Origin of the sequence: Paenibacillus sp. IHB B 3084 (assembly GCF_001447315.1) — a bacterium.
In the GTDB taxonomy this organism is placed as follows: Bacteria; Bacillota; Bacilli; order Paenibacillales; family Paenibacillaceae; genus Paenibacillus.
Genome location: NZ_CP013203.1, coordinates 1147985 through 1172355, shown reverse-complemented (window position 1 = coordinate 1172355; position 24371 = coordinate 1147985). Strand labels below are relative to the sequence as shown.

14 protein-coding genes, 2 pseudogenes, 3 CRISPR repeat arrays and 1 riboswitch are annotated in these 24371 nt (G+C 45.2%); of the genes and pseudogenes, 7 read left to right on the top strand and 9 right to left on the bottom strand.

All coding sequences use genetic code 11. The annotated features are described in order from the left end of the window. Nucleotide 1: 1 nt before the first annotated feature. Nucleotides 2-1224 (top strand): annotated as a pseudogene (locus ASL14_RS05450) (ABC transporter permease). Nucleotides 1225-1321: 97 nt separating this feature from the next. Here the strand turns inward: ASL14_RS05450 and ASL14_RS28770 are convergent. From ASL14_RS28770 to ASL14_RS05440, 3 genes are read right to left on the bottom strand one after another with little or no spacing between them, the layout of a single operon-like run. Then, a complete protein-coding gene (locus ASL14_RS28770; protein ID WP_237171612.1) occupies nt 1322-1810 on the bottom strand; it encodes a glycine betaine ABC transporter substrate-binding protein in 489 nt (162 codons plus the stop codon). Between the two features lie 14 nt (nt 1811-1824). Then, a complete protein-coding gene (locus tag ASL14_RS05445) occupies nt 1825-3915 on the bottom strand; it encodes an ABC transporter permease/substrate binding protein (RefSeq protein WP_189338231.1) in 2091 nt (696 codons plus the stop codon). After that, nucleotides 3890-5113, bottom strand: coding sequence for a quaternary amine ABC transporter ATP-binding protein (locus ASL14_RS05440; RefSeq protein ID WP_134910743.1), 1224 nt, complete (start codon nt 5111-5113; stop codon nt 3890-3892). Before ASL14_RS05440 ends, ASL14_RS05445 begins: the two co-directional genes overlap by 26 nt. A 517-nt stretch (nt 5114-5630) precedes the next feature. On the opposite strand from ASL14_RS05440, the gene ASL14_RS05435 reads away from it, so the two are divergent. Continuing rightward, nucleotides 5631-6194 carry a GbsR/MarR family transcriptional regulator gene (locus ASL14_RS05435; RefSeq protein WP_134910742.1) on the top strand — a complete coding sequence of 188 codons (564 nt, stop codon included), beginning with the start codon at nt 5631-5633 and terminating at the stop codon, nt 6192-6194. A 210-nt stretch (nt 6195-6404) separates the two neighbouring features. Then, nucleotides 6405-7886 (top strand): carboxylesterase/lipase family protein, encoded by a 1482-nt coding sequence (locus ASL14_RS05430; RefSeq protein WP_134910741.1) that lies wholly within the window; start codon nt 6405-6407, stop codon nt 7884-7886. Nucleotides 7887-7998: 112 nt separating this feature from the next. On the opposite strand, the gene ASL14_RS05425 is transcribed toward ASL14_RS05430, so the two are convergent. The 6 genes from ASL14_RS05425 to ASL14_RS05400 all read right to left on the bottom strand — a co-directional run bounded on the left by ASL14_RS05425 (nt 7999) and on the right by ASL14_RS05400 (nt 15025). Further along, nucleotides 7999-10038 carry a methyl-accepting chemotaxis protein gene (locus tag ASL14_RS05425; RefSeq protein ID WP_134910740.1) on the bottom strand — a complete coding sequence of 680 codons (2040 nt, stop codon included), beginning with the start codon at nt 10036-10038 and terminating at the stop codon, nt 7999-8001. Between the two features lie 239 nt (nt 10039-10277). Beyond that, nucleotides 10278-11225 (bottom strand): DMT family transporter, encoded by a 948-nt coding sequence (locus ASL14_RS05420; RefSeq protein ID WP_134910739.1) that lies wholly within the window; start codon nt 11223-11225, stop codon nt 10278-10280. A gap of 172 nt (nt 11226-11397) precedes the next feature. Then, nucleotides 11398-11542: riboswitch (FMN riboswitch) on the bottom strand. 123 nt (nt 11543-11665) lie between these two features. Beyond that, on the bottom strand, nt 11666-12361 hold the full coding sequence (locus ASL14_RS05415; protein WP_134910738.1) for an ABC transporter permease: 696 nt from the start codon (nt 12359-12361) through the stop codon (nt 11666-11668). Then, on the bottom strand, nt 12354-13277 hold the full coding sequence (locus tag ASL14_RS05410) for an ABC transporter ATP-binding protein (RefSeq protein ID WP_044644763.1): 924 nt from the start codon (nt 13275-13277) through the stop codon (nt 12354-12356). The genes ASL14_RS05415 and ASL14_RS05410 overlap by 8 nt, the downstream gene beginning before the upstream one ends. A gap of 94 nt (nt 13278-13371) precedes the next feature. Then, nucleotides 13372-14316 (bottom strand): sensor histidine kinase, encoded by a 945-nt coding sequence (locus tag ASL14_RS05405; RefSeq protein ID WP_134910737.1) that lies wholly within the window; start codon nt 14314-14316, stop codon nt 13372-13374. A gap of 1 nt (nt 14317) precedes the next feature. Then, nucleotides 14318-15025: a response regulator transcription factor gene (locus ASL14_RS05400; RefSeq protein ID WP_134910736.1), complete on the bottom strand. Its 708-nt coding sequence runs from the start codon at nt 15023-15025 to the stop codon at nt 14318-14320. A gap of 318 nt (nt 15026-15343) precedes the next feature. Beyond that, a CRISPR array of direct repeats spans nt 15344-16494; the repeat unit is 30 nt; unit sequence CTTTGACCACAACATGAGATGTATTGAAAT. Nucleotides 16495-16613: 119 nt separating this feature from the next. Here ASL14_RS05400 and ASL14_RS05395 point away from each other — a divergent pair. The 4 genes and pseudogenes from ASL14_RS05395 (at nt 16614) to ASL14_RS05380 (ending at nt 24351) form a co-directional block, all read left to right on the top strand. Further along, nucleotides 16614-17733: pseudogene (locus tag ASL14_RS05395) on the top strand (IS3 family transposase). Nucleotides 17734-17750: 17 nt separating this feature from the next. Beyond that, a CRISPR array of direct repeats spans nt 17751-18635; the repeat unit is 30 nt; unit sequence CTTTGACCACAACATGAGATGTATTGAAAT. A 365-nt stretch (nt 18636-19000) separates the two neighbouring features. Continuing rightward, nucleotides 19001-20157, top strand: a protein-coding gene (locus ASL14_RS05390) for an IS3 family transposase (protein ID WP_248844508.1) whose coding sequence is annotated in 2 segments (ribosomal slippage) — nt 19001-19256 and nt 19256-20157 — 1158 coding nt in all. Because the reading frame shifts where the segments join, the coding sequence is not laid out codon by codon here. A 173-nt stretch (nt 20158-20330) separates the two neighbouring features. Continuing rightward, on the top strand, nt 20331-21203 hold the full coding sequence (locus ASL14_RS05385) for a DNA-binding protein (protein WP_134910735.1): 873 nt from the start codon (nt 20331-20333) through the stop codon (nt 21201-21203). Between the two features lie 719 nt (nt 21204-21922). Beyond that, a CRISPR array of direct repeats spans nt 21923-23403; the repeat unit is 30 nt; unit sequence CTTTAACCACAACATGAGATGTATTGAAAT. A gap of 243 nt (nt 23404-23646) precedes the next feature. Beyond that, nucleotides 23647-24351, top strand: coding sequence for a CRISPR-associated endoribonuclease Cas6 (locus ASL14_RS05380; protein WP_134910734.1), 705 nt, complete (start codon nt 23647-23649; stop codon nt 24349-24351). The last annotated feature ends 20 nt before the right edge of the window (nt 24352-24371 follow it).

Sequence of the window (24371 nt, the reverse complement as noted above, 5' to 3'; positions counted from 1 at the left end):
TATGCAGGATCAACAGGAAAGACTTCGTATCCGCGATGTATTTCGTGAGGAATGGCTGAGCATCTTCCGGGATCGACGCTTTATGGCTATTCTGCTGATTACACCGATTGTGTATACCATCTTGTTTGGCTTCCTGTATTCTCATCAGCGGATTACCGAGATGCCTGTCACGGTGTATGACGGAGACAATTCACAGCTCAGTCGCCAGATCATTCAGGCGTTCGATGCGACAGATTCGTTTGCCGTTACACGGCAGGCCACCAATCAGGAGGATGTGGTTCGTCAGGTGGAAACTGGGGAAGCCAAGGTCGGCATCGTCATTCCCGACAATTTCACCACCCGGCTTAAGCATGGGAGAACCCGCCTGTGCTGACCCTGATTGACGGAAGTAACATGATGTATTCCAACAGCGCCAGCCGAATTGCCAATCAGGTCATTAGTAGCGTGAGCGCCGGGGTATCGGTCAATTCCATGAAGCAAAAGGGAATGAACGCCGATCAGGCCGCCTCGACGCTGAGTACCATCCCGTTCCGGTCCAGAGTGCTGTTCAACCCGGTATATGATTACAAGCTGTTCATGCCGTTAGGGGTCATTTCTGCGGCTCTCCAGCAGTGCTTGCTGCTCGGTATTGCGTTGTCCTGTACGCGGGATAAGGAGGCAGGGACTTGGGGAAGATTTGCCGCTTGGAAAAATACCCCTTGGCGTCTCGCGATTGCCAAGCTGACACCGTATTATGTGGCGGGAGCCTTTAATGTGCTGACTGTATTCAGTATTAGCGCCCTATGCTTTGATATCCCGTTCAGGGGGCAGGTGCTGCCGCTGATTCTGGTGTCGCTGGCCTTTAACTTTGCCTTGTGTGGTTTAGGGTTCCTGTTTAGTCTCTTTTCCAAGACCAGAGTGGATGCGACCCAAACCCTCATGTTGATTGCCGTTCCTTCCTTTATGCTGTCAGGCTATACGTGGCCGCTGGAAGCAATGCCCGGCTTCTTGCGGGGGCTTGCTGAAATATTGCCACTGACGTATTACCTGGATGCTGTACGGAACATCACGCTCAAAGGACTGGATATCACATACATCTTCAAAGATATGATTGCTCTAGGCGTCATTGGTTGTGTGAGTCTGCTGGTGTCCTTCGCGATCTATCCGTTATTCTTTAGACAGCACCAGACGACAGGGCAGCATGTCGATGTGCCCGCTCAAGAAGGATTCACGCTAAAAGGCTGAGAGCAACTTTAAATATGGATATCAAAAAAAAGGCAGATCAGGAGTAAACCCTGATCTGCCTTTTGCTTATTCGTATGGTTTAAAAGCGGGAAAAATATTATTGCGGCGGTTTAAGATCCTCGATAGAATCAATCGGGACATAGGATGGAACGACAAGCCCGGACATAACGCCGGTCATGCTGGTTCCGATGTCATCCACCTTATCCTTGTATTGAGCCCAATAGTCAGCATGCGTCAATGGAAGCCAAGCGGCAGCGGTAGCATCTACACTTCCGCCGGCCACGCCAGTCCACATCGGGCCGATTTCCACTTGCAGGGCTGTTACTTTATAGCCCAATTTTTGTTCTAATACATATTTCAATACGTTCGTACTGGCAATTTCAGAATCCCAAGCAGCGTAGCTCAGCTTCAAAGGATCACCGTTGACGGGCTGTAGGCCCTTGATCCATTCCCGTACCTTGTCAGGATGTTTATCAGCCCAGTTCTTGGCAGCCTGCTGTGGGGCAGTACCGTCCTGAATCGCGATCATAACTTCACCCATATCTTCAGCAGTCCACTTAAATCGGCTTAGAAATTCATAAGCCACAGGAGCATCCTGCTTCAAACCTTTGCGAGCGATCGTATGAATTTCTTCCTTATCGCCGTTTTTTTAGGATCTTTCAAGTATTTCAAATCATATTTGTTAAACATCCAGTGAGGGGTCCAACCAGTTACGACGATAGGTTGCTTGGCTTTGATGGCTTTATCCAGTGTAGCGGTCATAGCAGCTCCAGAGCTTTCAAGCAACTTCCAGTCGGATAAGCCATAGTCACTAATAGCTTTAGCGGTCAGCTTCATTAGTCCGGCTCCAGGGTCGGTACCGACAATGCGATAGCCGACCTCTTTGCCAAAGTCCTCAGTTGTGGCGGAAGCCGGAGCCGCTTCGGCTCCGTTATCCTGCAAATCAGTAATCGATTTAACATCCATGTAAGCTGGAACGACCAATCCGGTTTTAACTCCGCTCATATTAGCCCCAAGATCGTCGAGCTTATCCTTGTATTTAGCCCAGTAATCCGCATGGGTTAACGGCAGCCATGCAGCAGGTGAAGCATCTACATCACCACTAGCGACACCTGTCCACATAGGACCTGCTTCCACTTGCAGTGCGGTTACTTTGTAACCTAGTTTGTTTTCCAAAATATATTTCAGCAAATTCGTGCTGGCAATTTCAGAATCCCAAGCCACATAACTCAGCTTGAAGGTGTCACCATTAACAGGTTGCAGTCCTTGGGTCCATTTCTGAACCTTGTCGGCATGTTTCTCCGCCCAATCCTTGGCAGCTTGCTCAGGGCTGGTTCCGCCTTGAATAGCAACCATCATTTCACCCATGTCTTCCGGTGTCCATTTGAACCGTTTTAGAAACTCGTAAGCAATAGGAGCATCCTGTTGCAGTCCTTTACGGGCAATCGTATGAATACCTTCGGCCTCACCATAAGATTTTTTAGGGTCTTCCAAATATTTGAGATCATACTTGTTGAACATCCAGTGCGGCGTCCAACCTGTAATAATGATCGGTTTTTTCGCTTTTATGGCTTTGTCCAGTGTTGCAGTCATCGCTGCACCGGAACCTTCTACCAGCTTCCAGTCGGACAAATTGTAATCCTTTAACGCCTTGGCAGTTGATTTCATAATACCTGCCCCGGCATCAATTCCGATAATTTTATAGCCGACTTCTTCGCCAACCGGGTTGGCAGCAGCGTTTCCTTTGCCAGATGCAGAATGATTCGATCCAACAAAATATTGCGATGCGCCAGCGATCAGAATGACAGCCGTAACCGCAGAGGTAATCCATACCTTTTGTTTGGTAGATACGCGGCTTTTGCCTCTTTTCGTTGGTTTGAACAGGTTCTGCGTGAAACGGTCAAGCACGATAGCCAGAACAACGACAGCCAATCCGGCCTCAAAACCTTTACCAATTTGGAGCTGTGTCACGGCACGGTATACTACGGCACCAATACCTTCCGCACCGATCATAGAAGCAATAACAACCATAGACAGTGACAGCATAATCGTCTGGTTAATACCAGCCATCAAGGTTGGCATAGCCAGCGGCAGTTGTACTTTGAACAGCTTTTGCGCCGAGGTTGAACCGAATGCGTCGGAGGCTTCGACCAATTCACCCGACACTTGCATAATCCCCAAATTCGTCATGCGAATGGTTGGAGGGATCGCGAAGATAACAGATGCGATTACGCCCGGTACAACACCAAGGCTGAAAAAGGTAACCGCAGGGAGCAGGTACACGAACGCGGGCATCGTCTGCATAAAATCAAGCAAAGGCGTAATAATGCGTGATGCCGTTTTGCTATATGCACACCAGATCCCGATTGGAATCCCGATGACAATGGATACGAGTGCGGATGTGATGACCAGTCCGAGCGTATTCATCGTTTCGCTCCAATAGCCGAGATTGTCAACTAGCAGGAAGCCGATGACGGTAAACAGCGTAAGCTGAACCCGGCCGATCATAAACGCGATAATCCCGATGATCACGATGAACACGAGAGGGTGCGGAAGCATGAACAGCCCAGAGAAAAAGCCTACAACAGCTTCAATAACAGAAGAGATAACATTAAACAATCCAGCCAGATGAATACCCATCCAGTCTACAATGCTTTGAATCCACTCAGCGATTGGCAGTTTCGGAATCAAGGGCATTCACCTCCTTCGTGGTGGTTACATCTCCGCCAAGTGCGCCCAGCAAAGCTCCACGGACGATAACACCCAACAGCTTCTGTTTGTCATCGACCACAGCCAGAGGGACCTTGGCCGAGCTTGTAATTTCGAACAAATCATTAATGAACGTTTCCGCAGCAACTTGCGGTCCGTCCGTCATGAGAATATCTTCAATCTTCAAATTATTGCGCAGCGCATGGACAGCATCTTCTGCATTGATAACGCCCAACAGCTTCTTGGTACGATCAATGACGAACAGATTGGAAATCCCGCGTTCGCGCATCAATTCCAGAGCAACACGCGGACCGCGATCCATTGTGATCGTTTCTGGACGAAGCATAACATGAGCAGCCGTCAATACCTTGGACAGATCCACGTCCTCGACGAAGCGGGCTACATAAGAGTTAGCCGGTTGGATCATAATTTCTTCCGGTGTACCGATCTGCACGACCGATCCGTCCCGCATCAATGCAATCCGGTCACCGATCCGCAGCGCTTCATCCAGGTCATGGGTAATAAACACAATCGTTTTCTTCATTTTATCTTGAAGCTCCAGCAGCTCATCCTGCATGTCACGGCGAATGAGGGGGTCCAGTGCGCTGAATGCTTCATCCATCAAAAGCACTTCAGGGTCATTAGCCAGCGCCCGTGCCAGACCGACCCGCTGCTGCATACCGCCACTCAGTTCATCGGGCATTTTATCGCCCCAGTTTTTAAGGCCGACCAGTTCCAGCGCTTGCTGTGCCTTTTCCTGGCGTTTCGTTTTTTCTACCTTTTGAATTTCAAGGCCGTATTCTACATTTTCCAATACAGTCCGATGTGGGAACAGGGCGAATTTTTGAAAAACCATACTGATGGTTTTACGGCGAACTTCGCGGAGTTGTTCTTTGTTCATCTTGCGGAGATCCTTGCCGTGTACCAGAATTTCACCGGAGGTAGGTTCAATCAAGCGATTTAGCATTCGTACTAAAGTGGACTTGCCACTGCCCGAAAGGCCCATAATAACGAAAATTTCACCTTGCTTAATTTCCATGTTGGCCTTGTTGACACCAACAGTAATCTGTTTTTCTTTGGCCAACTTTTCCTTGCCCCAGCCTTGCTCCAGGAGCGGAACACCTTGCTCTGCGTGAGGACCAAAGAGTTTGCTGACATTTTTGACTTCCAAAATCGTCATACATACACCTCTTCTTTCTATACTTTGCTTGATATTAACCCCGTGTTACATTAAGGAATGAGTATAAAAATCAACATTTTGAACATCCTAAATGGTTAATGACAAAATTAATTGTAACAGAAGCATTGCTTACATTTCAAACAAAAAAACTGTTCGTAAAGTACGTACGGAAAAAACTGTACAAAGTTTCCTGCCATATGCTCCTTCGTTCTATAGAATGCTCAAACATTCGGAACTTTACAACCGATAGCTCTTTTTTTAAAATAGACAATGAAATATAATCATAAGCAAAAGATTTATGTATATCCATAATTTTAAAAGTTTACTATCATTAGCAATTTTGCGAATTGTGATTTTGAACGACCCATGCTGTTGTAATATAGACAGAAGCTTTGTTTTTGAAACATTTCATTTTTAATTGAAAGATTTCATGTGTTGCGTCAAAGCCAATCGGTTACGGGTAAAAGTCGTTCATACGATCTTAGGCAAAATGCTCTAAAATTAGGAGGTTGCAAGCATGAGCTTGTACCAGTTAGGTGATGAGCAGCAGGCTTCGCTGCAAAAAATTCGCAAACGTGTCATAGAAGCTATAGGTAAAAATATGGACTTGTATGGGATCACCCTGTCTGCGGGGCATTTGTACGGTTTGCTTTTTTTTGCGGATAAACCGATGACGCTGGACGAAATGGGCCGTGAAATGGAAATGAGCAAAACGAGCATGAGTACCGGTGTCCGAACACTGCTGGATTTGAAAATGGTCAACAAGGTGTGGAGCAAAGGCTCACGCAAGGATTTGTATGAAGTCGAATATGACTGGCATCAAACGTTCACAGACTTCTTTGCTATTAAATGGAGAAAAGCGGTTGAAACGAATTTGCTGGTGCTGCGCAAGGCCATTGAGGAGCTGGACAGATTGCTGGAGCGGGATGGGGAATATGAGGAATTTAAGGCTGTTCTCCAGCAGGATCGTTTGAAAATGAAGCAGGCTGTGGCTTATTACAAGTGGCTGGACCGACTGATTGATTCGATGGAAAGCGAAGAAATATACAAGCTGATCCCGAAGGAAGAGGTTCGTGATTAATCGCTTATCATCTTTTGTTTCCATAAAAATGCCGGAGCGTAGAAAGCGTTCCCGGCATTTTTTTGTGTGTGGCTTTGTTAATTTTGGATTAGCTTTGTTCGATTTTTGGTTTGGGCCTGCGCAAAGGGTATAATAGAAATATGAAATGATTGATATAATGCTGTGTTGAATATTTAATACTGAACATACAGGTTAAAGGAGGCTTCATATATGGAAAGTATTACAATACATACCCGCCTGGGTCAGCTTCGTGGGGAAACGGTGAATGGATATCATGTATGGAAGGGCATTCCATATGCACAGCCTCCTGTGGGGGAACTGCGTTTTCACGCGCCTCAGCCTTTGAAGCCTTGGGAAGAGGTACGAGATGCAACGCGCTTTGGGCCGATCTGTCCGCAGCCTATGCCATCTGCTGAGAGTATGACCGGGAATCTGGTGGAACCGCCTGAGCAGTCGGAGGACTGCTTGTACCTGAACGTCTGGACGCCTGCTTCGGAGGCACCTGCAAAGGGACGACCCGTGATGGTGTGGATTCACGGCGGAGCCTTTGTAACCGGGTCGGGAATTATTCCATTATATGATGGGGCACGGATGGCAGAAAATGGCGATGTTGTCGTCGTTACGCTCAATTATCGGCTCGGGCCGTTGGGCTTTTTGCACCTGACTCCACGGGGAGACGGACTGACCTCTAATGCGGGGCTGCTGGATCAGATTGCTGCCTTGGAATGGGTTAGGGACCATATCGCCGCATTTGGCGGTAACCCGGACGAGGTGACGGTGTTCGGTGAATCAGCGGGAGCTATGAGCATTGCCGCGTTATTGGCTATGCCAGCCGCAGAGGGCCTGTTCCAGCGTGCTATTTTACAAAGCGGAGCATCGCAGGTGCTGCCGACTTCACAGGCGGAGCAAGTCACGGCTGCATATCTCCAGCAGTTGGGGGTGGACACCCTGCATCCGGAACGATTGTTTACACTGCCGACGGAGACGCTCATGCTTGCCATGGCCAAGACGCATGAAATGATCGGCCCGGGACTGGCAATGCTCTATCAACCCGTTGTGGACGGTGTGACCTTGCCTGACGTACCTTTATCTGCGATTGCCAAAGGATCAGCCAAGCAGGTATCCGTTCTGATCGGAACGAATTTGCATGAGGGTGCTTACTTTATTCGTAAGGAATCCCATCTGATGAACAAGTCGACGGCGAGTCAGGCATTGGAAATAATGACGGGCATGTCAGATGTTGGCGATTTGACGGAACCATTCCCTGTTACGATTGAGGGGCAAGCGCAGATGCTGACCGATCTGTTCTTCTGGCGGCCTGCGCTGGCTCTGGCGGTTGCACAAGCGGTACATGCCCCGGTGTGGATGTACCGTTTTGACTGGACGCTGCCGGGGCATCCAGTATTCGGACAAGCGGTTCACGGCGCGGAAATTGCGTTTGTTTTCGATAATCTGGAACTGCTAGGTAAGTTTGGATTAGAGATTCAACCGTCGATGCAGAAGCTGGCTCAAGATATGCAGCAGGCATGGGTTGCTTTTGCACGTGATGGGAAGCCTGTGCTGTCGGAAAGGGAGTGGCCGGTATACGACAGGGAATCGCGTGCTACGACCATTTTTCATCAAGGCATCTCAGTTCAGCATGACCCGGAAGGGGAAAGACGCCGCCAGTTGACCGGACAGATGAGTATTTGATCCAAGTATTGAGATATCGTCTAATGCCCTAACATATTAAAAGCCTTCGCCCGTATTTTGTATACGGATGAAGGCTTTTTTAGGTTGAACAGGTGCAGATGTATTGCAGGCACTAAATCTTGAATCGCTTAACCAGCTCTTGCAAATCCTGCGCCATATTGGACAGCTCCTGAGAGGAAGAAGCGATTTCTTCCATCGCCGCCATTTGCTCCTGAACGGCTGCGGAGGTCGTCTGTGAGCTATCCGCCGAATTGCGGGACAGGCTTGCCAGATGGGTAACAGTAGCCGAAACTTCCTCCGTACTGGCCGAAATTTGTTCAGCGGCTGCGGATACGCTTTGAATCTGTTCCACAATATGAGATGTGGAGCGCTCAATATTCGTGAAGGCACCTTCTGCATCTTGGCTAATACGCAGTCCCTCGCCCACCTGGTTACGGACATTACCGTTCATCGTAGCCGTGGAACGCTGGATCAGATCCAGCATCTGTGTAATGATCTGGCTGATGGAATCCGCGCTTTCCTTGGATTGCTCCGACAGCTTGCGAACCTCCACGGCTACCACAGCGAATCCACGCCCGGCTTCGCCTGCTCTGGAGGCTTCGATTGACGCGTTCAGCGACAACAGGTTGGTCTGCTTGGCAATGGCAGCAATCGCGCTATTCATCTGCTTCGCATCGTCAGAGAGCTGTGACAGCTCATCCATCAGGCTGGCGGTTTGGGTCACAGCTTCCAAAATACGGTCCATCTGTGTGCGTACGCTACCGATCATTTGGCTGCCTTTGGCTACGTCATGCTCAGTCTGTCCTGCTGAATCTACGATGGAGCTCGCCGATTCCGCAATGGTGCTGACGCCCTTGGCCATTTCCTCAACGGCATTGGCCGTTTGCTCGGATGCCTCTGCGCTGGTAGTCGCATTTTCGGCGGATTCCATAACCGTTTCCGCTACATGCTGTACGGATTCCGTCGTTTGCTCCGTGCTTTCCTTGATCATCAGGGAGGAGGACGCGAGTCGGGACGACGTTTGGTTGACCTCGGAAACCATCGTATGCAGTGCATGTGTCATCTGGTCAAAATTTTGCGCCAGCTCGCTGAATTCATCCTTGCCGGACAGATTGACCCGTGCGGTAAGGTTGCCGTCACGAACCTCGCGCGTTCCATTTTGAAGCTTGCCCAGTGGAATCAGGAACGAGCGAATCATCAGGATAATAATGATAGCAGCAACCAGTGTGGATATGGCGATAACGATTAGGCTTTGTCTCAAAATGGGAGCTACCGAATCGCTATAATCCTCCTGATCTGCCAAGGCGATGACGTTCCATCCCGTAAGAGGATCAACGAGTGTAAATGATTGCATATCTCTGTTCATAAATCGAATTTCTTTCGTTGCGGATGATGATTGGATTTCCCCTTCATTTAACTTGGTAATAACGGGTAGTCCTTTAATGGAGTCTGCCGGTTTTTTTCCCGTATTCTTAAAGGCTACTCCAGCACCCGCCACAACTGTACTGTTCGCATCAACCACAAACAGTCCGCCACGATTGCCGATCGTAACCTCCTTCAAGCTTTCGCTTAGTCTATCCAGACTCAAGTTCATTGCTATAGCTCCTTGACCATCTGGTAAGCTTCTGGACAACGTGACCACTAAATTACCCGAGGAAGCACTGACTGACGGAGCACTAATGATTGTTTCCCCGTTTAACCCTATCGCATTTGAATACCATTTTTTTTCACGGGGATCATAATCCGTTGATTCTTTCTTTGGTGAACGAACATATTCTCCTTTTGTATTACCAAGAAGTACCCCATCCAGCTCGGGATGAGCTTTCAAGATCACATCAAATTTAGCCTGAATTTCTTCATTCTTGGAATTCAGGGTATTGGATTGAACCTCAGTAGCTAATACATTTAAATCTTTTATTAAAGGTGATACATATTGATTAATGTTGCTGCGAAATAAAAACAGGTTGAAATCAATTGAGCTGCCCATCTGCTGGCTAAGCTGGGTTTTGGCCCCCTGATACGAAAAGTATCCAATAAGAACACTTGGAATCAATAGAACCGCCAAAAAAGATACAATCAATTTTGTCCGCATTAAATAGAACTGTTTGAGAAACCTGCTCCACCATGGAACCGTTTGTTTTGCTTTAGTCATAGTTCTTGCTCCTCTGTGTCTAATGATCACTACATTGTTTTATTCGACAAAAGCCAAAGGATTTTATAGATGTAATCTTTGGGAAACGAGGAATAGTTGCTAGTTTTACACGCTTTTATTTAAAAATAGTTCTAAAGTAGTATGTTAAATATTAATACTTATACATAAAAAGCCAAATCGGAGATGCAAAGCATCTTCTCGATTTGGCTTGGGGGAGTAAGTAACAGACATTGTACCTGTTAGTTTTTTTGCTGACGAGAAATCATAAAGAGTGTAATCCAGATAAGCATAAAGCCAGTCAATTGCGCTACCGTAACGATCTGCTGGAAAGCGATCCAGTTAATTACAACGCCGACCATCGGGAAGCTTAGTTCTGCCATCGTGGCATAAGACGCCTTGGTCGTACTGAGGCCCTTGTAATACAGTAACAGGCTGAGAAGACCGGGGAGCAGCGCCTGCAGCAACAGATTGATAATCACTGCTGCGCCCGCCCATGTGCCAGCAGGCATATTCCAGGGTGCATGCTCCACAGAGGTGAGAACGATCAGCAGAGGGAGAGCCACCATGAAGCGCAGGGAGGTCACCGTCTCATATTTCATCGAACGAAGCAAGTAGCTTCCCATTACTGTCGAACCGCCCCACAGGACCGCTGCTCCTAGTGCAAGCAGACTGCCGACGTGGATGAAATCATGAACATGTCCGAAGGGGAGCGACCAGCCGAAGGTAAGAAGATACGTCCCAAACAGAGCCACGACAATTAATATTCCAAAATTACGCGGCAGCATTTCCTTCAATATAACGCGGGCCAGAATAATAGCGACCAACGGCTGAAGCTTTTGGAGCAGCAGCACAGCGTTAAGATCACCGTTGCTAAGTGCCATTGTGAAAATCACGCTGGCCAGAGCCGAGCCGCCCCACGAGACGAACAAGATGGCCAAAATCTGACGAAGCCGTACCGCTTTAAGCTCCTCGCGATGCTTCCACAGCACTGGTGCCAGGGAGATAAAGAGCAGCACATGCTCCATCAGCACAATTTGTGTAGAGGTAAATGATTTGAGCAAAATAATACGAAACAGCGGGTCCGCGCCCCACAAGGCCGCTCCAATCGCGACTAGCCAAAAACCGCTTTTCATGTGGGAGCTACGATCAAAACCTTTGGATGTTAGTACAGTTGATGATTGACTCATACTCAATTAGCTCCTTGCGAATACAGGACCGGTGGCACAAAAACCCCCGTCCATGGCGATAGGCCATGCAAGACGGGGGTTGATCAAATAAACTTGCCGCTTTATGCAAGTTAAATGAAGTTGCTGCAAAACCAATAACACAGCATTCATTCACTTTGCGGCATGTTCATGCTTCGATCTTCTTCCATCCGGACTTTACCGTCGGCTTTGGCATCTCACCAAATCAGTCCGTATCTTGTTGCCAGATACAGAGTCGCGGGCTTAGCTCCATGAGCCATACCGCCGGTTGGGAATCACACCCTACCCCGAAGATCCTTATTCCGTTTTTTAATTTCTCCTATAGGATATACCTGTTTTAGAATGAAGTCCAGTGAAAAATATGTGTTACATTGAACAAAGGTTTTCATTTATTTTTTGAAAGCGTTTTACAAAATTACATATTACGAGGTAATATCTTTGTACTCGATACGACGGATGGCCGCATAAGCTACGAGCATCCCCAGCGCGGCGAACCCGATCTGCACAAGCGCAATGGAGCTAAGTGTAGCGCCGTTATTATTCGAAAACAGCAGGGCTACGATCAGGATCGAGCTCACAATGGTGGTAGGTATCGAGTATTTTCGCATCCCCATGTACAGCGGAACCAGCCCCATAAAGCTTGCTGCAACCGCATTGATCAGTGTCCGTACTGATTGCTGTCCTAGTATAGTGAGGCTAAGCTTATCCGGTACAATAACGACGAACTGATTTAATAGATGAATAGCTGCCGTAATGATGATTTCCGATAAAATAATGGACAGGAACGTAAACAGCAACACGATCAAGAGTTTGGCGACCATCAGCTTTTTGCGGTCAATCGGGTACATGAACAAGATGTTAATCGACTTGGACTTAAATTCGCTCACAATAAAGCGGCACAGCAGGACGGAGGCAAAAATAATAAATGTGGCTCTGACCATATAGTCCAGGAGGTCCAAAAGCTCAGCGTACCGTGTAAATTCGGGCACTCCTTCACTTTGGCTGTCTAGCGCAATAATGATGAACAGGCCTAAAATACATGCGTTGGCAATCAGCGCCGAACGGATGTATCCCGCCAAATGAAACTTTTTCAGCTCCAGTTGCATCAGTTTAAGCATGGAGTTCACCTCCATGTAACAGCCGCACGAAGTAGTCTTCCAGCGTACTATTTTTTTGGTGGATGGAATCCACCTCTACCTCATTTAAAATGAGCGTTTTCGTAATTTGCTTCTGGGGTACACTTGTATCGTAAATGCGTATATTCTGATCGTTTAGCACTCGGATATTCGTCAGATTCAGGTGATGGGAGAGGACGTAGGCCGCTTTTTTGCAGTCATTGGTCGTAAATTCGATGTATTCCGTATTGGTTTCCCGCACCTGTTCCATCGACACTTCCTCAATCAGTCGACCGTGATTAATCACACCCACCGTATCGGCAATTTGCTCAATTTCCACTAAAATGTGGCTGGACACAAGGATCGTCATACCATATTCCTTGCACAGCATGTGGAACAATTGGCGGATTTCCTTGATCCCCACCGGGTCCAATCCATTAATGGGTTCGTCCAAAATCAGCAGCTCCGGCTTGGTCGCAATCGCTCGGGCGATCCCGAGACGCTGCTTCATCCCCAGTGAGAAATCCTTTACCGGCTTGTCATCTGCGTTTCGCAGGTTCACCAGCTCCAGTGCATCCCGAACAGCCTGCTTGTTATAATAGCCCATATATTCACAATGAAGTTCGAGATTTTGCCGGGCGGTCAGCCTGTCATAAAAAATCGGGTATTCAATAATCGAGCCCATCCGTCCGAGCAGGTGGTACGACTTTGGCGTTAATTTTTCACCGAACAATTCAATCTCACCCGAGGTCGGCTTGAGCAGGTTCGTAATCATTTTCATAATCGTTGTCTTGCCCGCCCCATTGGGACCGAGAAAGCCATAAGTTTCCCCCTGGCGCACATTCATGCTGACCCCCGCTACAATTTCGTTGCCCTTCAGGGCCTTGGTCAGTTGATGCGTCCGTAATATGTAAGTCATGGGTGTTCTCCCTTCGTATACTGTTGATAATTCAAGCATAAAGGGTGAAATGTTCATTTTTCTTTCCCGTTTCTTACAAAATTATTAAGTTCGATTAATAGTTGATTTTTTTCAATGTAAAAGAGAAGACCGTCCGCTCATAAGGTATGCTGCTCAAATGAATCTCTCCGTTCATCGTCTCAACCAGACGTTTGGCAATCGTAAGACCCAGCCCGCTGCCCTGTATCGCCTTATTGCGGGAATCCTCAAGCGTGTACATACGTTCAAAAACCTTGTCCTGCTCAGGCTCCTGTATGCCTTGCCCCCGATCCCATACCTCTATACGCACCGTGTCCTGCTGTTCCGTTAGAGTCAGTCCCAGTGTCCGACCATCGGCACCGTAGCGAATCGCATTCGAGATCAGATTGTTCAGCACCCGCCCAATCGCTCCTTCGTTCCCCAAGGCATGAATGGGGTGCTCCGGGATATCAATATGCACAGCAAAACCCTGAGCTGTCAGCAGATCATAAAACTGCAAAATGCTGCGTCTGCACAGCTCTCCCACCTCCAGCCGGGTCAACGGAATGTCCGTATCATTAGCCTCCAGCTTCGCCAAGCTAAAAAAGCTTCCGATCAGCTCAATCGCTTCGCTTGTCTTCTGATGAATCCTGGATAACAGCTTTGCACGTTCTTCCGGCAAAATATGCGGATCGGCATCCAGCATCTCGGCATACCCGAGCACCACCGTAAGCGGGGTCTTAAGGTCGTGGGAAATGTTTGAAATCATTTTGCGCATGGCGATTTGGCTTCGGTTGTAATCCACAGACACTCTCAAATTCAAGTCCAGCAAACGGTTAATTTCCGTCATGAGCCTTTGCAACTCGGTATCACCTGTGACATATAGCAGCTTTTCCGCATGATTAACGGTTACAATTCGTTCCAGTGCGTTTCGGATATCCTTTATTTTGCGCTTTTGGGCCACCCGTTCCCGCCAGAGCCATACAATAACGACGGACAGGATGAGGACGACGATCCATTCAGAAATGTTTTCGATGTTCATATCAGCCATTCTCCCATTTGTAGCCAATGCCCCATAGCGTTTTAATGTGGACAGGATGTGAGGGATCTTCTTCGATTTTCTCACGCAGGCGGCGAATATGGACGTTAATCACGTTCTCGTCGCCCATATAGTCTTCTTTCCAGATAAACCCGTATAATTGCGCTTTGGTAAATACACGGTTTGGATGGGTGACAAATAGCTTCAGAATATCAGATTCCTTAGCTGTTAACTGAATTTGGATTCCGTTGCGGGTGACCATAAAATGATCAAAATCAATGCGCAGATTTCCGTAGGTCAGGACTTGTGCTTTCGGCTGTTCTTCCTGCTGTTGCTGGCGTGCATAGGTAGTGGCTCTGCGGATGGCAGACTGTATCCGTGCGGTCATTTCTACCATCGAAAAAGGCTTGGCGATATAATCGTCTGCCCCGAAGCCCAGTCCAAGCGCTTTATCCACGTCGCTGTCCTTGGCTGACATAATCAGAATCGGCACGGCGCTGTGGGTACGGATTCGACGGATGACCTCCATACCATCGACCTTCGGCATCATCAGATCCACCAATACCAGATCGTAGGTGTGACGTTCAAAGGCAAGCAGCCCTTCTTCCCCGTCATAGGCGGTGGTTAATGTGTAGCCTTCCTTGGTGAGCGCTTTGTGCAGCATTTCGGCAATGGAAGTATCGTCTTCAATGAGTAGTATGTGTGGGTTCATAGGTGTGGAACACCCCTAATTTTTAGATTAAGCTCGTGTGACGAACTGTACCTGAATTATATAGAGCAGTGGAGTGAATTTCCATAAAAAATATCCAACGAATTGGAATAGGGGAATTTTCGAAGGAGGGTTAAAGGGCTGTTTTTTCCCAACCTCCAAAATAATGAAAAGTGGGAAACCCTAAGAGCAGCAAGGTCTACAGCCGTTTTTTATATGACAGGTGAGAAGTTGACTACGGTTGGGAAAAAATTGCGAAACCCTTGTGGCTGTAGTAAAATAAGCACATTGTCAAAACTGAAAATCTTGATTCTACTAGCCCTTTGACCACAACATGAGATGTATTGAAATACAGATTTAGTCTGAGACTTACCGGATAATACAGGTCTTTGACCACAACATGAGATGTATTGAAATTCGGATCGTAGCCATTAAGCGGCATCTTAGTGAGCACTTTGACCACAACATGAGATGTATTGAAATAACAATCCCACAAAAGAAATTCATTACTCGTGTCAACTTTGACCACAACATGAGATGTATTGAAATTGCAGAGAGTACCTATCGCGCAGCAAAAGAAGAACCTTTGACCACAACATGAGATGTATTGAAATCCAACAAAGCCGCTGCCGCTCCTTGTTTAATCGCACCTTTGACCACAACATGAGATGTATTGAAATATTAGCCCTCTCATTCATCAAACGCCCACACAGAACTTTGACCACAACATGAGATGTATTGAAATAAGTCACGGCTTTGCTACTGACATATTGCGTACTGCTTTGACCACAACATGAGATGTATTGAAATTCGGTGTGTATGTGAATGGTGTCCTCCGGCATAAAACTTTGACCACAACATGAGATGTATTGAAATGTTATGAAATGCTGGAGAGCCGGGCACGGTGCGACTCTTTGACCACAACATGAGATGTATTGAAATTGGCGTAAGTGCTATAAGGAATACCGATCTGCTCAGCTTTGACCACAACATGAGATGTATTGAAATGCAGATAGCTGGTGAAATTAGTTCTAATTCTTCTGCCTTTGACCACAACATGAGATGTATTGAAATGACAGCGTGAAGCTTCCCCAGTCGTCCGAGTATCCACTTTGACCACAACATGAGATGTATTGAAATACAGACAGGTCACGGTGCGCTTTAAAGTTATGCGCCCTTTGACCACAACATGAGATGTATTGAAATCGTCCGAGGTTCATCATGGCCCGGTTGAAGTTGTAGCTTTGACCACAACATGAGATGTATTGAAATATTTCAGCCTGTGCCTGTTCTTCGGTCAGGTCGTCCAACTTTGACCACAACATGAGATGTATTGAAATTGGGTAATGATGGTGCCGTTTTTAGAGAAAGCGTCTCTTTGACCACAACATGAGATGTATTGAAATTATAATTAGTGAGATCAACAGGCTTATCAAATGTATCTTTGACCACAACATGAGATGTATTGAAATACTATTGACTAACCATCTCCCTCGCTTTAGACTTGCCTTTGGATCGGCTACACTAAGTTGGACAGAAAAAATAAGGGCTTGTAGAATAAACCTATCATGTTAAGGAGCGAATCTCTACAATGCCAAAACAACAACGACGTACCTTTACAGCAGAATTCAAAAAACAAATGGTGGGACTCTATGAAAATGGGAAATCCAGAGCAGCCCTTGTGGAGGAATATGGCCTCACAGCCTCAGCTTTAGATCGCTGGATCAAACAAGCTCAGGCGACGGGTTCCTTCAAAGAGAAGGACAATCGCTCATCAGAAGAAAATGAGCTGATCGCTTTGCAAAAAGAGAACCAGCGTCTGAAAATGGAAGTGGATATTTTAAAGCAAGCCGCGCTGATCATGGGACGAAAGTAGCTATCATCCAGAATAATCGTGATAAATACTCGGTATCAGCAATGTGTGACGTCCTGCAAATCGCAAGAAGTACATTTTATTATGATGCCCAAGAACGAGCCACTGAAGACGATGTCACCGAAGCTATTGTGGATATTTTCACAAGAATCGAAAAGCCTACGGCACACGCAAGATCAAAGTGAAGCTCCATGAGCGTGGGTTGATCGTCTCCAGACGTCGCATTGGCCGCATCATGAAAGAGCAAGGGCTCGTTTCCACCTACACGGTGGCACAATATAAGCCCCATAAAACCGCTTGTAATGAAGCGGCTCCAGCTAATATACTGAACCGCGAGTTCAATCAAACGGAAAGCAAACGTGTGGTGGTCAGTGATCTAACCTATGTCAAAGTCCGGAACGAGTGGCACTATATTTGTGTGCTCCTCGATCTGTTCAATCGAGAAATTATTGGCCATAGTGTTGGTCCCCATAAGGATGCAGCACTGGTTTCCCGCGCCTTTGCGACCGTGAAAGGCGATCTGAGTCAGATTCAGTGGTTTCATACCGACCGTGGGAGCGAGTTTAAAAATCAAAAGATGGATGAGCTTTTAGAGACATTTGAAATCGGTCGATCACTGAGTAAGAAAGGCTGTCCGTATGACAATGCCGTGGCCGAAGCCACTTATAAAATCATGAAAACAGAGTTCGTGAACCAGATGAACTTTCAGAGCCTTCGTCATCTGGAACTGGAATTATATGATTATGTCAACTGGTTTAACAAACATCGTATTCATGGAACTTTAGGCTATATGACGCCTATTCAGTATCGCCTTACAGCCCTTAAAAAAGTTGTTTGATTTACTGTTGACAATCCACTTTGACCACAACATGAGATGTATTGAAATAGAAAACTTCTTCAATAACCTCCAGCCCTGTTCTACTTTGACCACAACATGAGATGTATTGAAATTTACCAACAGCAGGCGCCAAAACGATGGCTGGATGACTTTGACCACAACATGAGATGTATTGAAATAGCGCAGCCAGGCGCTGACAATCTTGCACGTTTTCGCTTTGACCACAACATGAGATGTATTGAAATTTCCTTTCCGAATTGCTGGTACTGGATGAAACCGTCCTTTGACCACAACATGAGATGTATTGAAATTCACCATGGGCTATCATTTCCTGCTGATCGGCACGCCTTTGACCACAACATGAGATGTATTGAAATTGGCGTTATTCTATTTACAAAGTGTCCGACAAATAACTTTGACCACAACATGAGATGTATTGAAATACAAGGGTCTTACCACCATACCGCAAATTCAACGAACTTTGACCACAACATGAGATGTATTGAAATAACAATGCTACAGAGTGTCTATCGAACCCACACTTACTTTGACCACAACATGAGATGTATTGAAATATGGAACAGCGGGCGGTAGCCTGATCCACGAAAGATCTTTGACCACAACATGAGATGTATTGAAATTTGTAATAGACAAGCCCCGCGTCCTGAAAAGCCTGTCTTTGACCACAACATGAGATGTATTGAAATTCGTAGGGCATCGTGGTCGAGCCGTCCTTAAACGTCTTTGACCACAACATGAGATGTATTGAAATTCGTAGGGCATCGTGGTCTAGCTGTCCTTAAACGTCTTTGACCACAACATGAGATGTATTGAAATAAGATACTTAATTGCTTGTACAGATCCCACGGAATCTTTGACCACAACATGATATGTATTGAAATGCGATGAAACTAACGGCTAACTCATGGTCCTTTCGCCTTTAACTACAACATGATGTATTGAAATAAGCGATTGTGCGATATTTCGCATTTCGCTTTTTTACTTTAACCTTAACATGAGATGTATTGAAATTACTGAGTGAGATTATAAAAGCTCATGTGGCCCGTAACTTTAACCTCAACATGTGATGTATTGAAATATGCATGGCGGCGTACCATGATCTCTGATAACTTACCTTTAATCACAACATGAGATGCATTTGAAACATCCCTTTTTGAACATTACACAATATGATGCTAAACTAAAAAGTGGACACCGAGAATCGAGAATGCGAGAATAAAATCAAACACATTCGAGGTGCTTCCCTATGAGTAAAAACTACGACAAGGCTTTTAAAGTTCAAACCGTTCAAATGATTCAAGAAGAAGGTAAACCTGTCTCTCAAGTAGCGAGAGAATTGGGCATCTCCGCGAACACGCTGTATCGTTGGGTAGCTGAACACAACCAAGATGGGAAACAGGCTTTCCCTGGCAGTGGGAACCTGAAGCCAGAGGATCAAGCCACAAGAGAACTCCACAAACGCATTCGTGATCTGGAAGAGGAGAACGATATTCTAAAAAAGGCGATGCACTACTTTGCCAAAGACCGACGCTGATCTTTTCTTTTATATATGATCACCGCTTCCAGTGTCGTGTTGCAAAGATGTGTGCGGTGTTTGGTGTTTCACGAAGCGGCTATTACAGATGGGTACAAACTCGAACGATTCATAAAGAACGACAAAAACAACGGGAAAAGCTTTTACAACGTATCCGCCGGATCTTCTTGGATTCACGCCGTTTGTATGGCAGCCGGAAGATTCATAAAGCTTTGGTTCAGCAAGGAGTTGTCGTGTCACAAAAAACAGTAGTGCGAATCATGAAGGAGCTTGGTTTAACGTCCAGAACCGTGAAAAAATACAAAGCAACTACGAACTCCAAACACCAACTGCCTGTTCATGAGAACCTTTTAAACCAACAGTTTGTTGCTGAGGCTCCAAACGAGGTGTGGATGACGGATATTACGTATATTCCCACCGATGAAGGCTGGCTTTATTTGGCGAGCGTGATGGACTTGTACAGCCGCAAAATCGTAGGATTCCACATGGATTCTCGGATGACTAAAGAGTTAGTCATTCAGGCCCTTGACCAAGCATATCGTGTCCAACGACCGGGCAAAGGGGTTCTGCATCATTCGGATCGAGGGAGCCAATACGCATCTCACGAGTATCAAGCTAAGCTGGTTAAGTACCATATGAAAGGCAGCATGAGCCGCAAGGGGAACTGTTATGACAACGCCTGTATCGAATCCTTCCACAGCGTTCTAAAGAAGGAACTGATTTACTTAGACCACTACAAAACCCGTCGTGAGGCAAAGAAGCAGATTTTCGAATATATTACATGCTTTTATAATGGGAAACGAATCCACTCTTCCCTAGGTTATGTATCTCCAAATCAGTATGAACGATTGTACCGAAAACCCGCTTGAAGTTCTCGACTTGGGGTGTCCATTCTATTGACAGTAGTCCAATAATCACCAGCCCCATTTTTTATAATCCACTTAAAAACGTTAATAATCGACAAAAATTCGGAAATTTTGATTGATATTTAGGAAGAACACATGTAAAATTGGATTAAAATGTAACCAAGGAGGAATTGCATGTGAAAGAGTTTGACTTTGATGAAATAACAGACGTTGATTCAATTGTCGGAATGCTAAAAATGGCTTTTTCGCTTGAGGAATGGGAACAAATGATTCAAATTGCAGACCAACTGCATACTCAAGCTCATCGGGTATACGAACAACAGCAGTTGGAACGTACAAAAGGTGGACAGCCTAGAACTTTACATATGAAACGACCACTTGTATACTACTTAGGATTTAGTCAATTAACGAAAGGTATTGCTTTTCAAAAACAAGGTAAGTATGAGTCCTCTAGAGAGTGTGTTGAAAAATACGCTGAACTGGGTTGGGTAGACGGCCTGAATGAAGAGGGATTACAAGAGGTGGAAGACTACCGAACGTTAGCTAAAGCGAATACATACACCTTAGACTTACTACAAGGCAAAGAAGAGGTTCTACCGGAATATATTCAGTTTTTACATGAACATTCGGCTGAAGAGGTAATTCCGGGTATGATCACGATTCTAGAATCGGCAATTATGCATAATTACGACATCAATCCTATCTTGAAGGACTTTGCAGAAAGAGTCGGAGAACTGGGTGGTTTCTATAGAGAACCCCAAAATTTGAACTATTACGTTGAATTCCTATATCAGCTCAGCATTTATAGATTCAAGGAGGGCAAATCTGGCCTTGCAATTGATGCCGTCCTAAGAGCAATGGAGTATGCCCACAGCTTAAAAGACGATACGAGTTTTAAAAAATGTGTTGTCCTGTTCGAATCCCACCGTAGTCTTGCAGTTAAGCACCAGAAAAAAAGGTACAAATCCATTCAAAATAGCATTTTAGGGCGGGAAAAAGATCCTGCTAAAAATGCTATTTTCGATGACTCACTGATCCGAATTGTTTAGCTTCATTCTTCCATGAACTCCATTCCTATTTATTATTGAAAAAGCAAAAACCTCCTAAGCCACTTAAAATGGTTAGGAGGTTTTTTACATTTACGCGTATTTTGGTTCTAATATACTTTTTAAATCTCAAATTCTGAAAGGATGATTAATATAAAGAACTTCAGAAAAGTAGATTACATTGTCATTTTTATAATTATATTTGTAGGCTTTTTAGTAAACATCGTGGATATTTCAAATCAATAAATATTGCCTATTATTTTAAAATCGGTGTTTGCTTCTTTTTTGGTAAGTTTGGTATTAGGTTCAATTACTAATTGGCTCTTCAGAAAGAAGTAGCTCACAGCCATTAGCAAGAATATTTCCAAACAAAAAGAAAAGGAACATCGGATGTTATGGTTATAGTCTGTTTTCCAGCAGTTGTAAACTAGAATTAAAAATTTCAATACACCAAGTGTTTGATTTAATCATATGGAATTTTTTCATTGGTACATCTTACATTATACTCTCAGGTAAGCGATCCCAACATAGACCAAAGGTCTATGTTTTTTCCCAACCTCTTAAATGGCGTGAGACAGGGAAGTTCTTAGAACCGCAAGGGATACAGGCGTTTTTGTTTACATTTGGAAAGAAGCGACCTACGGTTGGGAAAAAATTGCGAAACCCTTGTGGCTGTAGTAAAATAAGCACATTGCGATTTTAAAAAGCTTGATTTTACTAGCCTTTAACCACAACATGAGATGTATTGAAATTATACAGCAACAACATGATAAACATGCTTTTCGTCCTTTAACCACAACATGAGATGTATTGAAATAACGGAGTCATACTTCCAGCACGACCCTTTTTAATATCTTTAACCACAACATGAGATGTATTGAAATCCATTAACCAATATCACCGGATAGCCTAAGCTATTAACTTTAACCACAACATGAGATGTATTGAAATAGAACAAGGGAGTGAAGCAGCATGCGGCTGTTCGGACTTTAACCACAACATGAGATGTATTGAAATACTTTTTCAATCCCTACCGAAATACGCAATAACTTTACTTTAACCACAACATGAGATGTATTGAAATTGAAATCACATCCCCTGGAGTATTAATGACCGCATACTTTAACCACAACATGAGATGTATTGAAATCCGCAAAGCGCTGGAATCGGTGCTAAAGGAGAAACCCTTTAACCACAACATGAGATGTATTGAAATACAACAAGAAATCGCAGAGCTGCGCAATGAGAATACTTTAACCACAACATGAGATGTATTGAAATGGCTGTGTTGTCTGTAAGCACTGCGAGCATTGCCTTCTTTAACCACAACATGAGATGTATTGAAATTGGAAATGACCGCAGATTACCCGGAGGGAGTTGGAGCTTTAACCACAACATGAGATGTATTGAAATTTGGCGCTCCGTAGTCACACGCCCGCAGCTCCTTCCTTTAACCACAACATGAGATGTATTGAAATAAGCCCATAAGGAACATATTTACTTTACTCCTTTCTCTTTAACCACAACATGAGATGTATTGAAATTAAATTTTTTTGATCGCCCGCTCAATATCATTAAGCCTTTAACCACAACATGAGATGTATTGAAATCGTTAATGAATCTAACGCCTTTGTACTCAATCATGCTTTAACCACAACATGAGATGTATTGAAATATTTTTTAGACTCCGCGCGAATGTCTTCCCAATCACCTTTAACCACAACATAAGATGTATTGAAATATATGTAGGCCGACAGACATTAAAGCTCTTTTAAAACTTTAACCACAACATGAGATGTATTGAAATTAAAGGTCTTTTCCTAATCTCATCTCTACCCTGCTGCTTTAACCACAACATGAGATGTATTGAAATCCAGGGCAGACCGTCAAGGGGCCCGAAGTTTTTTCTCTTTAACCACAACATGAGATGTATTGAAATTTTGCTCAATATTGTTGAAAGATGACTTTTCAAGGTCTTTAACCACAACATGAGATGTATTGAAATTCCGTAGTTACGCCCATCTGCATTCCAAGTTCCCTACTTTAATCAAAACATGAGGTGTATTGAAATGCGTATTCCATGCGCTATGACCTTCTTGTGTGTCGGCATAACCATAACATGAGATGTATTGAAATTCGAAGCAAGTCTCTTTCTTGGTTATTGCATTAATTTCTTTAACCACAACATGAAATGTACTAAGTCCTAAGTAGCGGAGCGGGCAGAATTGTTCTGGAGAAGCGTAAGCGGTTGCCTTTATCCCCGGATTTTACCCTTTGAAGGGTTTAAACAATCCTAAAAATTCGGGGATAACAGCAATCGGAAGAACAATCTGCACGTGTAGCGGTCCAGGTACCATCGCAGCCAATCCTAAATTAGAATTAAAATGATGGTTTACAAATCATGGAGTGAGGTCTATACTCTATATCAAGTCAGGAGGTGAACACATTGTATTACGAAATTCAGATAACAACGTTAATGAAACAATCATCTCACCATCTGGAGATATCCGAGCGTATCGGAGCGTGGATGGGTCGGGCGGGGTTGAAGGACGAAGCGTTGAAGCAGACGCACTACGACAAGGACTACAAGCATTACACATTCGGATCGCCTTTTCCGCGTGAAAAGGAGGGGGTATACAAGCAAGGTCGTGTATACGTCATTACGATTCGCAGTTCCATAGAGCTTACGTTACGTCGAATATCCGCAGCTTTGCAAGCCTTGCAGGAGGATGAGTATTTCCAGTTTATCGCTGCATCCCCTGTGCAGTCCAGGAAGATGGCGCATATTACCGAGCTTACCACCGTTACTCCTGCAATTGTTACGATTGAAGGCAAACCGTGGGTGCCGGGTCTGAGTGTGGAGCTTTTACTGCAACGGATCCATGCTAATGCGGAGAAAAAATACAATCATCTATACCCGGATCAGCCTATTCGTTTGGAGCAACCTTTCATAGAAGGGATTCAGGTGTTGAACCATAAACCAATTGCCTTGGCCTATAAAGGACGTAAGCTATTAGGTAATAAACTGCGGCTGCTTGTCAGAGAAGATGAATATTCACAGAAGCTGGCGAATGTGGTATTAGGTTCAGGAGCGGCAGAAAAGAATAGCATCCTTGGGGCAGGCTTTTGCATCGCCAAGGGACTGGAATAACGTAGAAAGGAGGCGCAAGG

What these genes read in the sequence shown, in the direction of transcription:
- ASL14_RS05440 (WP_134910743.1), bottom strand. Translation starts at nt 5,113, where the DNA reads ATGACGATTTTGGAAGTCAAAAATGTCAGCAAACTCTTTGGTCCTCAC.
- ASL14_RS05435 (WP_134910742.1), top strand. Translation starts at nt 5,631, where the DNA reads ATGAGCTTGTACCAGTTAGGTGATGAGCAGCAGGCTTCGCTGCAAAAA.
- ASL14_RS05430 (WP_134910741.1), top strand. Translation starts at nt 6,405, where the DNA reads ATGGAAAGTATTACAATACATACCCGCCTGGGTCAGCTTCGTGGGGAA.
- ASL14_RS05425 (WP_134910740.1), bottom strand. Translation starts at nt 10,038, where the DNA reads ATGACTAAAGCAAAACAAACGGTTCCATGGTGGAGCAGGTTTCTCAAA.
- ASL14_RS05420 (WP_134910739.1), bottom strand. Translation starts at nt 11,225, where the DNA reads ATGAGTCAATCATCAACTGTACTAACATCCAAAGGTTTTGATCGTAGC.
- ASL14_RS05415 (WP_134910738.1), bottom strand. Translation starts at nt 12,361, where the DNA reads ATGCTTAAACTGATGCAACTGGAGCTGAAAAAGTTTCATTTGGCGGGA.
- ASL14_RS05410 (WP_044644763.1), bottom strand. Translation starts at nt 13,277, where the DNA reads ATGACTTACATATTACGGACGCATCAACTGACCAAGGCCCTGAAGGGC.
- ASL14_RS05405 (WP_134910737.1), bottom strand. Translation starts at nt 14,316, where the DNA reads ATGAACATCGAAAACATTTCTGAATGGATCGTCGTCCTCATCCTGTCC.
- ASL14_RS05400 (WP_134910736.1), bottom strand. Translation starts at nt 15,025, where the DNA reads ATGAACCCACACATACTACTCATTGAAGACGATACTTCCATTGCCGAA.